At 68.5% G+C, this 12301-nt stretch carries 7 protein-coding genes; all 7 read left to right on the top strand.

Annotated features, from left to right (window positions below; all coding sequences use genetic code 11):
- Positions 1-9: 9 nt before the first annotated feature.
- The 7 genes from ACFSXZ_RS28175 (at position 10) to ACFSXZ_RS28145 (ending at position 12265) form a co-directional block, all read left to right on the top strand.
- Positions 10-5400: an amino acid adenylation domain-containing protein gene (locus tag ACFSXZ_RS28175; RefSeq protein ID WP_378268240.1), complete on the top strand. Its 5391-nt coding sequence runs from the start codon at positions 10-12 to the stop codon at positions 5398-5400.
- 38 nt (positions 5401-5438) lie between these two features.
- Positions 5439-5648: an MbtH family protein gene (locus tag ACFSXZ_RS28170; RefSeq protein WP_378268239.1), complete on the top strand. Its 210-nt coding sequence runs from the start codon at positions 5439-5441 to the stop codon at positions 5646-5648.
- 83 nt (positions 5649-5731) lie between these two features.
- Entirely contained in the window at positions 5732-6925 is a 1194-nt protein-coding gene (locus ACFSXZ_RS28165; RefSeq protein WP_378268395.1) for a cytochrome P450, read from the top strand.
- Between the two features lie 101 nt (positions 6926-7026).
- Positions 7027-8181, top strand: coding sequence for a cytochrome P450 (locus ACFSXZ_RS28160; protein ID WP_378268238.1), 1155 nt, complete (start codon positions 7027-7029; stop codon positions 8179-8181).
- On the top strand, positions 8171-9367 hold the full coding sequence (locus ACFSXZ_RS28155) for a cytochrome P450 (protein ID WP_378268237.1): 1197 nt from the start codon (positions 8171-8173) through the stop codon (positions 9365-9367). The genes ACFSXZ_RS28160 and ACFSXZ_RS28155 overlap by 11 nt, the downstream gene beginning before the upstream one ends.
- Before the next feature lie 124 nt (positions 9368-9491).
- Complete coding sequence (locus ACFSXZ_RS28150) at positions 9492-10718, top strand: cytochrome P450 (protein ID WP_378268236.1); 1227 nt, start codon at positions 9492-9494, stop codon at positions 10716-10718.
- A gap of 68 nt (positions 10719-10786) precedes the next feature.
- Positions 10787-12265, top strand: a complete 1479-nt coding sequence (locus ACFSXZ_RS28145; protein WP_378268235.1) for a tryptophan 7-halogenase — start codon at positions 10787-10789, stop codon at positions 12263-12265.
- Positions 12266-12301 lie beyond the last annotated feature (36 nt).

Below are 12301 nucleotides of genomic sequence, written 5' to 3'. Positions count from 1 at the left end.
GGAGCGATCGTGACCGTTGACGACACCCGGGCAAAGCCGCGCTCCGGCGTGGAAGACGTCTGGCCTCTTTCGCCGCTGCAGGAGGGAATGCTCTATCACACCGCCCTCGACCACGACGGGCAGGACACCTACACCGTGCAGTCCGTCTATGCCATCGACGGACCGCTGGATTCGGTGCGGTTGAAGGCATCGTGGCAGGCGGTCGTGGACCGGCATGCCGCGCTGCGGGCCTGTTTCCGTTATGTCAGCGGAGCGCAGATGGTGCAGGTCATCGCGCGGGACGCCGAACTCCCGTGGCGGGAGACGGACCTTTCCGGGCTGCCGGAGGACATCGCCGACACCGAGGTGGACCGGCTGGCGGCGGAAGAACTGGCCGAGCGCCTCCGGATCGAGGTGGCGCCGCTGATGAAACTGCACCTGATCCGGCTCGGCCCGGAGCGCCACCGGCTCGTGCACACCCTGCACCATGTCCTGTTGGACGGCTGGTCGGCGCCGATCATTCACCGGGAGCTCTCCGCGATCTACGCGGCGGGCGGAGACGCGTCCGGACTGCCTGCCACTGTGTCCTATCGGGACTATCTCGCTTGGCTGGGCAGGCAGGACAAGGAGGCGGCCCGGGCGGCATGGCGGCTGGAGCTCGCCGGGCTGGACACACCCACCACGGTCGCCCCCGCCGACCCGGCCCGAGTGCCCGACATCGACACCGTGGTGGTCGAACTGTCCCCGGAGCTGACGGACGGTCTGGCCCGTTGGGCGCGCGGCCACGACCTCACCCTGAACACCGTCGTGCAGGGTGCGTGGGCCGTCGTGCTGTCGCAACTCGCCGGCCGGACCGACGTGGTGTTCGGCGCGACCGCCTCGGGACGGCCCGCCGAGTTGGCCGGTGTGGAGTCGATGGTCGGCCAGCTGATGAACACCCTTCCGGTGCGGGTCCGGCTCGACGGCGGGCAGCGGGTGGTCGAGATGCTCGCCGAAGTGCAGCGCGGCCAGTCGGCGCTCATGGCTCACCAGCACCTCGGTCTGCAGGACGTGCAGGCCGTCGCCGGACCGGGAGCGTTCTTCGACACGCTCGTCATCTACGAGAACTTCCCGCGCACGGGACTAGACCAGGCGCGGGACGGCGGCTTGGCACTGCGCCCGGTGAAACGAGGGCGCAACTCCTCGCACTACCCGTTCACCCTGATCACCGGCCCCGGAGAGCGGATGCCGCTCATCCTCGACTACGACCGGGGCCTGTTCGACCACGCGGCCGCCGAATCGGTGGCCGGCGCGCTGGCTCGCGTGCTGGAGCGGCTGGTCACCGAGCCCGATGTGCTCGTCGGCCGTCTGACGTTGGTGAGCGAGGCCGAACGTGCCCGGGTGGTGGAGGGCTGGAACGCGACCGCGGGACCGGTGCCAGGGCAGTCCGTGGTCGACATGTTCGAGCGGCGGGTGCTCGCGGCGCCGGACGCGGTGGCGGTCACCGATGCCGGCGGCACGGACCTGACCTACGCCGCCCTCGACCAGGCGTCGAACCGGCTGGCCGGCTACCTCGCCGGTCGTGGTGTCGGCCGCGGCGACCGCGTCGGGGTGGCCATGGACCGCTCGCCGGACCTGCTGATCGCCTTCCTGGCGATCTGGAAGGCCGGCGCGGCGTACGTCCCGGTGGACGTCGAGTACCCGGCCGAGCGGATCGCGTTCATCCTCGCCGACTCCGGGATCACGACCGTTTTGTGCACCCGGGCCACCAGCGGAGTCGTGCCGGAGAACGCGATCGTGCTCGACCTGCCGGAGACGCGTGCGGCCGTCGACGCCTGCGCCGCCACGGCACCGGAGAACCGGCTGAGCGCCGATGATCTGGCGTACGTGATGTACACGTCGGGATCCACCGGTGTCCCGAAGGGGGTGGCCATCCCGCATGGGGCGGTGGCGGGCCTGGCCGGTGACACGGGCTGGCGGATCGGTCCCGGCGACGGCGTGTTGATGCACGCGACACACGTCTTCGATCCTTCCCTCTATGCGATGTGGGTCCCGCTCGTCACGGGTGGCCGCGTCCTGCTCACCGAACCGGGAGTCCTTGACGCGGCCGGAGTTCGGCAGGCGGTGAAGCGCGGCGCGACCGCCGTCCACCTCACCGCCGGTACCTTCCGTGCCCTGGCGGAAACGTCGCCGGAATGCTTCACCGGCTTGGCCGAGATCGGGACCGGCGGTGACGTGGTTCCCGCGCACACCGTGGAGCATCTGCGGCGGGCCCAGCCCGGGCTGCGAGTGCGGAACACCTACGGGCCGACCGAGACCACCCTCTGCGCGACGTGGTTCCCGATCGAGCCCGGTGACGTGATCGACCGGGAGCTGCCGATCGGCCATCCCATGACGAACCGTGCGATCTACATTCTCGACCCGTTCCTGCGACCGGTCCCGCCGGGAGTGGCCGGCGAGTTGTACATCGCGGGCACGGGGCTGGCTCGCGGTTACCTCGGCAAGCCGGGCCTGACGGCCGAACGGTTCGTGGCGTGCCCGTTCGGACTGGGCAATGACGCCGCGGCGCGAAGCCTCTCCGTGAGGGGTGGTGGTCGGGCGACGGGTGGGCGGATGTACCGCACCGGAGACCTGGCGCGTTGGACCCGCGACGGCGAGGTGGTCTTCCTCGGGCGCGCCGACGACCAGGTGAAGATCCGCGGCTACCGGGTGGAGCTCGGTGAGGTCGAGGCAGTGCTGGCGGCGCAGCCCGGGGTGGTCGAAGCAGTCGTCATGGCGCGGGAGGACCAGCCCGGCGAAAAGCGTCTGGTGGGCTACGTCGTCTCCGACGGCAGTGACGCGGGGCCGGAGGAAATCCGGCGGCAAATGGCCTTGGTGCTGCCCGCATACATGGTTCCCGTGGCGGTTGTCGTTCTGCCCGGCCTACCCGTCACGCCCAACGGAAAGGTGGATCGCCGGGCCCTGCCCGCCCCGGATCTCGCGGGAAGCGCGTCGGACAAGGCGCCGGAGAGCGAGACCGAAAAGGTGTTGTGCGCGCTTTTCGCCGAAATCCTCGGTGTCGACCAGGTGGGTGTCGACGACGCCTTTCACGATCTGGGCGGGAGTTCGGCGCTGGCCATGCGGCTCATCGCGCGGATCCGGGAGGAACTCGGGGCCGATCTGCCCATCCGGCAACTGTTTTCCTCGGCCACCCCCGCGGGTGTGGCCAGGGCGCTGGCCGCCAAGTCACGCCCCGCGCTGGAACCCGTCACGCGGCCGGACCGGGTTCCGCTCACCGCGCGGCAGCTCCGCGCCTGGCTGTTGGCCCGGCCCGGAGAGGAGACGGCCGGCCTCCACGCCTCGGTCGCGTTGCGTTTGCGCGGCCGGTTGGACGTGCCGGCGCTGGAGGCGGCGCTCGGCGACATCGCGACCCGGCACGAAATCCTCCGGACCACCTTCCCCGGAGACGCGCAGAGCGTGCGCCAGCACATCCACGACACCTTGGCGGTCGAGTTGACGCCGAAGCCTGCCACCGAGGAGGACCTTCCCGGCCTGCTGGCCGAGGCGCGCGAGTCGGTCCTCGACCTCACCCGGGAGGTGCCGTGGCGGAGCGATCTGTTCGTACTTTCGGAAAAGGAACACGTCTTGCACCTGAAGGTGCACCGGATCCTTGCCGATGACGACTCGCTCGATGTGCTCTTCCGTGACCTGGCGGCCGCGTACGGCGCGCGGCGCGCGGGCCGGGCGCCGGAGCGGGCGCCCCTGGCCCTGCAGTTCGCCGACTACGCGATCTGGGAACGGCGGCTGCTCGAGGACGAGCACGAACCGGACGGCCTGATCAACGAGCAGATCGTGTTCTGGCGGGACAACCTGGACGGAATCGACGGGGAGACGGTGCTCCCGTTCGACCGCCCGCGACCGGCCGTCCCGTCACGGCGGGCCGGCACGGTGGCGTTGCGGCTGGACGCCGGCCCGCACGCCCGGTTGACCGAGGCAGTGGATTCGGTCGGCGCGCACACGCAGCAGGCGGTGCATGCCGCGCTTGCCATGCTGCTGACCAAATCCGGCGCCGGCGAGGACCTGGTGATCGGCACGACGCTGCCGCGGGACGACGACCTGATCGACCTGGAGCCCGTGATCGGACCGTTCGCCCGGCCGCTTGCCCTGCGTACCGACCTCTCCGGCGACCCGTCCTTCCTGGAGGTCGTCACCCGGGTACAGGAAGCGGCACGGACTGCGCGCCAACACCTGGACGTGCCCTTCGAAAAGATCGTCGAGCTGCTGGACCTGCCGGGCTCGCTCTCCCGCCACCCCGTGTTCCAAGTGGGACTGGAAGTGCGCGAGGAGGACATCGGCGCGTGGGACGCGATGGAACTGCCCGCCCTGCGCACCAGCGTCGACCGCGTCGAATCCGAGGCCATCGAGCTGGATCTCTCGTTCAAGCTGACGGAGCGCCGCGACGAGGATGACCACGAGGACGGCATCGAGGGCACTCTGCACTATGCCGCCGACCTCTTCGACCGGGCCACGGCCGAGACACTGGCCCAGCGGCTGGTCCAGGTGCTGGAGCAGGTGGCGGAAGATCCCGAGCGGCGCGTCAGCGGCCTGGACGTCGTTCTGGACGACGCCGAGCGCGCCCGCTGGTCCTCCTCCGGCGCACTGACCGTGGGGGGCGAGCGGGGACGATCACGCACTCCGGTGAGGACCGGCACGGGCGACTTCGAGGTACTCCTGCCGCTGCGAGCGGGCGGCAACCGACCACCGCTGTTCTGCGTGCACGCGAGCGGGGGCCTGAGCTGGAACTACGCGCCGTTGCTGCGCAGCCTTCCACCGAACCAGCCGGTCTACGGGGTGCAGGCACGAGGCTTGGCCCGCGCGGAACCGCTCGCGGCCAGCGTCGAGGAGATGGCGGCCGACTACGTCGAGCAAATCCGGACCGTGCGGCCGACCGGTCCGTACCACCTCCTCGGTTGGTCGCTCGGCGGCAGGATCGCGCAGGCGATGGCCGTGCTGCTCGAGGCCGAGGGAGAGGAGGTCGGCCTGCTCGCCCTGCTCGACGCCTATCCCACCGACAAAGGGCGGTTCTCGCGCCCTCGCGGCAACGGGAGCGGTCAGGAAGCCCAGGACTTCGACAAGCAGCAGGAACAACAGTTGGAGCTCGCCGCCGGAATAGCCGCGGAGGCAGGCGCCCGGCCGCGCTTGGAGGAGGTCATGCGGAACCTCGCCCGGATCGGGCCGATGCACACCTCCCAGCGCTTCGGCAGCGACATTCTGCTTTTCGTCGCCACGGTCGACCGCCCCGCGCATCTGCCGACGGCGGACGCGATCGCCGGCTGGCAACCCCTGACCACCGGGACCGTCGAGCCCCACGAGATCCCCACCGGCCACATGGAAATGCTGCAACCCGCGGCGCTGACCCGGATCGGGGCCATCGTCGCCGAAAAGCTCCGGCCCCGGCCGTGAAACTCGCGACAGCCACAGCAACACGTAAGGAGACAACAATGACCAATCCGTTCGACAACGAAGACGGTTCCTTCTTCGTGCTGGTCAACGACGAGGGACAGCACTCGCTCTGGCCCTCCTTCGCGGAGGTGCCCGCCGGCTGGACTCGCGTCCACGGCGAGGCCACCCGGCAGGAATGTCTCGCCTACGTCGAGAAGAACTGGACGGATCTCCGGCCGAAAAGCCTCATCGAGGAAGTCGGCGCGTGAGCGACGGTGTCCAGCCGCTCGATGTGGACGGTTGGACAGGCTCGGCGCTCGGGTGATGGTCTGAAAGGAACTGTGCGGTGGAAGTGTTCGAGGAGCTCAATGTCGCCCTGCCCACGGAGCTTCACTGGAGGGACCGATTCGATCCGGTGCCCAAGCTCCGGTCCTTTATGGACGCCGGTCCGATGACCGAACTGGGCACCGAGGACGGTCCCGGGGGACGGACCGCGTGGCTCGCCACCGGGTTCGACGAGGTCCGGCAGGTTCTCGGCTCGGACAAGTTCAGTTCCCGGTTGCTCTACGGCGGCACCGCGGCGGGCATAACGTTTCCCGGCTTCATCACCCAGTACGACCCGCCGGAGCACACGCGACTCCGGCGGGTGGTGTCGCCCGCCTTCACCGTCCGGCGGATGGAAAGGTTCCGGCCGCAGGTCGAGCAGGTCGTCGAGGACAGCCTGGACGCCATCGAGTCCATCGGTGGCCCGGTGGACTTCGTACCGCATTTCGGCTGGTCCATCGCCACCACGGCGACCTGCGACTTCCTGGGCATTCCCCGCGATGACCAGACGGATCTGGCACGCAATCTCCTGGCCAGCCGGTCCCGGCGGACGGGCAGCAGGCGCGTGGCGGCCGGAAACAAGTTCATGACCTACATGGGCCAGATCGCGGCTCGCACGCGTCGCGATCCCGGTGACGACATGCTCGGTGTGGTGGTGCGCGAACACGGGCACGAGATCACCGACGCGGAGCTGACCGGGTTGGCCGCGTTCGTCATGGGCGCGGGCGGTGATCAGGTGGCCCGTTTCCTCGTGGCGGGCGCGTGGCTGATGGTCGAAGCGCCCGAGCAGTTCGCTGTGCTCCGGGAAAAGCCGGACGCCGTCCCGGACTGGCTGGAGGAAGTCGTCCGGTATCTCACCACCGACGAGAAACTCACCCCACGCATCGCGCTGGAGGACGTGCGCATCGGTGATTTCCTGGTCAAGGCGGGCGACACCGTCACGTGTTCTTTGCTGGGCGTGAACCGCCGGAAATTCCCGGGCCCGGAGGACCGGTTCGACATCACCCGGGAGAAGACACCGCATGTCGCGTTCGGCCACGGCATTCATCACTGCCTCGGCAGACCCCTGGCCGAGCTGGTGTTCCGATCGGCGATTCCGGCCCTGGCGCACCGTTTTCCCACGCTCCGGCTCGCCGAACCGGAACGCGAGATCAAACTGGGGCCGCCGCCGTTCGACGTGAAGGCCCTGCCGCTCGACTGGTGCCCTGCCGTTCGTTACTGATCCGACCACGGCCACGGCGGAAACGGGGCTCTGCAAGCGGTTCGGTTGCGGACCGTCTCCGCCTACTTTTGGTCGGATTCGGCGGAAACTCGAGGAGAATCATGGTTGTTGCGTTGCCGCACCAGCGGCTTGGGCTCGATCCGGTGCCGGAGCTGTCCGAACTGCAAAAGACTGGGCCGTTGCACGAATACGACACCGAACCCGGGCTGGACGGCCGCAGGCAATGGCTGGTCACCGGATACGACGAGGTCCGGGAAATCCTCGCCGACGCCGGCCGGTTCAGTTCGATGCGCCCGGTCGACGACGAGGCGGAACGGGCCTGGCTGCCCGGAATTCTGCAGGCCTACGATCCGCCCGAGCACACCCGGTTGCGCGGGACCGTGACCCGGGCGAACACCGTCCGGCGGATCGAGAATCTGCGGCCTCGCGTCGAAGAGATCGTCGAGGAGTGCCTGGACGACTTCGAGAGCATGGGGTCGCCCGCCGACTTCGTCCGCAACGCCGCCTGGCCCATCCCGGCGCTGATCGCCTGCGACTTCCTCGGCGTCCCTCGGGACGATCAGGCCGAGTTGTCGCGAATGTTCCGGGACAGCCGGGAAAGCCGGATTCCCCGGCAGCGGAACCTGTCGGGGCTGGGCATCGTCAACTACGCCCGTAATCTGGCGACGCGCGCCCGCCGCGATCCCGGCGAAGGAATGATCGGTGGCATCGTGCGCGAGCACGGTGACGAGGTCACCGACGAGGAACTGGCAGGCCTCGCCGAGGGGATCATGATCGGGGCGGTCGAGCAGATGGCCTCCCAGTTGGCGATCGCGGTGCTGCTCTTGGTGACCCACCCCGCCCAGATGGCGGTGCTCCGCGAGCGCCCGGAACTCGCGAACGGCGCGACCGAGGAAGTGCTCCGCTACGCGTCGATCGTCGAGACTCCCTCTCCCCGGACCGCCCTTGTCGATATGCGGATAGCCGGACGCGAAATCCATGCCGGTGATGTCCTGACCTGTTCGATCCTCGCGGTCAATCGAGCGCGGGGGGACCGGTTCGACATCACCCGGTCCAATCCCGACCACATCGCGTTCGGGCACGGCATCCACCACTGCATCGGGGCACCGCTGGCCAGGCTCCAGCTCCGAGTGGCGCTGCCGGCCGTGGTCCGCCGGTTTCCGTCGCTCCGGCCGGCGGTTCCCGAGGAGGACCTGCGCTTCAAACCCGGCAGGCCGGCACCCTTCGCGGTAGAGGAGCTTCCCCTTGAGTGGTGACGACTCGCCGCCGGTCCACGTGCGGCGGCAGGGCTTCGATCCGGCGGACGAACTGCGCGCGGCCGGCACCCTGTCGAGGATCACCATCGGATCCGGAGCGGACGCGGAAACCACCTGGCTGGCCGCGGGGTACGGGGTCGTACGGCAGGTGCTCGGCGACCACCAGCGGTTCAGCACCCGGCGCCGCTGGGACCGGCGGGACGAGATCGGCGGTCAGGGCATCTACCGGCCGAGTGAGCTGGTCGGCAACCTGATGGATTACGACCCTCCCGAACACACCCGGCTCCGGCAGTTGCTGACCCCGGCCTTCACCCTGCGCAAGATGCGGCGGTTGCGGGACTCCATCGAACAGATCGTGTCCGAACGTCTCGATGCCCTGGAGCAGGCGGGATCCCCCGCGGATCTGGTCGGCCTGGTTGCCGACGAGGTGCCGGGGGCCGTGCTGTGTCAACTGATCGGCGTGCCCCGCGACGACCGCGTCAAATTCATGCGGCTGTATCACCGGCATCTCGACGCCTCGTTGAGCGCGAGGAGACGAGCGTCCGCCGGTGAGGCGTTTTCCCGCTACCTGTTGGCCATGATCGCCAGGGAACGGAAGGACCCTGGCGAAGGGTTCATCGGGACGGTCGTCGCCGAACACGGCGACACGGTCACCGACGAGGAACTGAGAGGCGCCTGCGTGCAGGTGATCCTGGCGGGCGACGACAACATCTCCGGCATGATCGGGCTGGGCGTGCTGGCGCTGCTGCGGCACCCGGACCAGATCGCCGCGGTGCGGGGCGACGACCAGTCGGCGGACCGGGCGGTCGACGAGCTGATCCGCTACCTGACGGTCACCTACGCCCCGACACCCCGGATCGCCAGGCAGGACGTCACCATCGCGGACCAGGTGATCAAGGAGGGGGAGACGGTCACCTGTTCGCTGCCGATGGCCAACCGTGACCCGGCCCTGCTGCCGGATGCGGACCGCCTCGATGTCACGCGCGAGCCCGTCCCGCACGTCGCTTTCGGGCACGGTATTCATCATTGCCTGGGCGCCGCTCTGGCCCGCCTCACGCTTCGAGTGGTCTACACCGCACTGTGGCGGCGCTTTCCCGCGCTGAGGCTGGCGAACCCCGGCCAGGAAACCCTGTTCCGGGTGACCACCCCCGCGTACGGCTTGGCCCGCCTGATGGTCGACTGGTGATCGTCCGCCGATTTCCCTCGTCCATTGTGCACGCTGGACATATTTCCGGATCGCGGGCGAAGATTGGGTTGCCCGCGCGTTTTCTTCGACAGCGAACGGCGGCGAATGGAAAGAGTGAAGGGGAATGGATCAGGATATCCACGAGGGTGCGCCGCTCGTGCGGCCGACGGCGAACTACATGCTGAGAACGCTTTGTGATCCGCATGCGGACATGTTCGCGCTCAGGGCACACGGCCCGCTGGTCCGGATAGTCGGGAACGCCTCCACCCAGCTCCGCACGAACTATGTCTGGCAGGCCATGGGCTATGACGTCGTGCGAACGATCCTCGGTGATCACGAGAATTTCACGACGCGCCCTCGGTGGAGTTCGGCGGAATCGATCGGCGACGAACCCATTCCGCCGGATCTCGTGGGGCAGCTTTCGGTCTACGATCCGCCCGAGCACACCCGCCTGCGCGGGATGCTGACGCCCGAGTTCACCGCACGGCGGATCCGCAGGCTGGAGCCCGCCATGCAGGAACTCGTCGACGATCGCATCGACGCGCTGGAGGCCGCGGGCCCGCCCGCGGACGTCCAGGCACTGTTCGCGGATCCGGTCGGCGGGGGAGCCCTGTGCGAACTGCTCGGCATCCCGCGCGATGATCGGAGCGAATTCATCCGGCGGGTCAGGCAGAACGTCAGCCTCAGCCGCGGTTACAAGGCCAGGGCGGCCGACAGCGCGGCCTTCAACCGGTACCTGGACGGCCTCATCACGCGGCAACGGAACGACCCCGACGAGGGGTTCATCGGCATGCTCGTGCGAGAACACGGAGACGAGGTCACCGACGCCGAGCTGAGGGGCGTGTTCACGGCGCTGATCCTCGGCGGTGTCGAGACCGTCGCGGGGATGATCGGTTTCGGGGTGCTCGCGCTGCTCGATCACCCCGGCCAGCGGGAGTCGCTGTTCGCCGGCCGGGAGGAGGCGGACCGGGTGGTCGCCGAACTGCTGCGCTATCTGTCGCCCGTGCAGCAGCCGAATCCCCGAATGGCCATCCGGGACGTGGTCGTCGATGGTCATCTGATCAAGGCGGGGGAGTACGTCCTGTGCTCGATTCTCATGGCCAACCGGGATGAAGCACTGACGCCGGATGCCAACGTCCTCGACGTGAACCGGGATTCGGGCCCCCATGTCGGGTTCGGGCACGGTATCCATTACTGCATAGGCGCGGCGGTGGCGAGAACGCTGCTGCGCATGGCGTATCAGACCCTGTGGCGCAGGCTTCCCGGGCTGCGCCTGGCCGTGCCCGTCGAGGAAATAAAGCTCAGGAACGCGTTCATCGATTGTCCTGATCAATTGCCGGTCGCCTGGTAGTACGTGAGCGCGCTACGGCCGGAGAACCAGTCGCAACAAATTGGCACTCGATAGAGGAATGGTGGCGAATGTCGGTCGAAGAGTTCGATGTCGTGGTGGCTGGTGGCGGGCCTGGCGGTTCGACCGTGGCCACTCTCGTGGCCATGCAGGGGCATCGGGTGCTGTTGCTGGAGAAGGAGTTCTTCCCCCGGTACCAGATCGGTGAGTCCCTGCTTCCGTCCACCGTGCACGGCGTGTGCAAGATTCTCGGGGTCTCGGAGGAGTTGGCGGCGGCGAACTTCCCGGTGAAGCGTGGCGGCACGTTCCGGTGGGGTGCCCGCCCGGAACCGTGGACGTTCTCCTTTTCCGTCTCCCCGCGGATCACGGGGCCGAAGGCGTTCGCCTACCAGGTCGAGCGGGCCAAGTTCGACGAGATCCTGCTGAACAACGCCAAGCGCAAGGGCGTCGTGGTGCGGGAGGGGTGCACGGTCAACAGCGTGGTCGAAGACGGCGAGCGCGTCACCGGTCTGCGCTACACCGACGACGACGGCAACCAGCACGAGGTCTCCGCGACGTTCGTGATCGACGCGTCGGGCAACAAGAGCCGCCTTTACTCCCATGTCGGAGGTTCCCGGAACTATTCGGAGTTCTTCCGCAGCCTGGCACTGTTCGGCTACTTCGAGGGTGGTAAACGGCTGCCCGCGCCCTATTCCGGGAACATCCTGAGCGTCGCCTTCGACAGCGGCTGGTTCTGGTACATCCCGCTGAGTGACACGCTGACCAGCGTCGGCGCCGTGGTGCGCCGGGAGGACGCGGACAAGGTCCAGGGCGACCGGGAGAAGGCGCTCGACACCTTGATCGCCGAGTGCCCGCTGATTTCGGAATACCTCGGCCACGCGCGCCGGGTGACCTCCGGCAAGTACGGGGAGCTGCGGGTTCGCAAGGACTACTCGTACCACCAGACGACCTTCTGGCGGCCGGGGATGATCCTGGTCGGTGACGCCGCGTGTTTCGTCGACCCGGTGTTTTCCTCCGGAGTGCACCTGGCGACCTACAGCGGCGTGCTGGCGGCGCGGTCGATCAACAGCGTCCTGGACGGCGATCTGGACGAGAAGACCGCCCTCACCGAGTTCGAGGCGCGCTACCGTCGCGAGTACGGGGTGTACTACGAGTTCCTCGTCGCGTTCTACGAGATGAACGTGAACGAGGAGTCGTACTTCTGGCAGGCCAAGAAGGTCACGAACAACACGAAGGACACCGAGCTGGAGTCCTTTGTGGACCTCATCGGCGGGTTGTCCTCGGGTGAGGCGGCGCTGGCGGCGTCGAGCCGGATCGCCGAGCGCAGTGCCGAGTTCGCCGCGGCCATCGACCAGATGGCCGGTGGCGACGACGCGAGCATGGTGCCGCTGTTCAAGTCGCAGGTGGTCCGGCAGGTGATGCAGGAGGGCGGCCAGGAACAGATGCGGGCGGTGCTCGGCGAGGACGCCGAGCCCGAGCTGCCGCTGTTCCCCGGCGGACTGGTGACTTCGCCCGACGGGATGAAGTGGCTGCCGCACCGTCCGGTGTGACGCGGGCGCACGCGGATTGGTAACGATCGGCACAGT

The organism is Amycolatopsis pigmentata, from assembly GCF_042684065.1.
Lineage (GTDB): Bacteria > Actinomycetota > Actinomycetes > Mycobacteriales > Pseudonocardiaceae > Amycolatopsis_E > Amycolatopsis_E pigmentata.
This window is presented reverse-complemented; position numbering and strand designations above follow the sequence as displayed.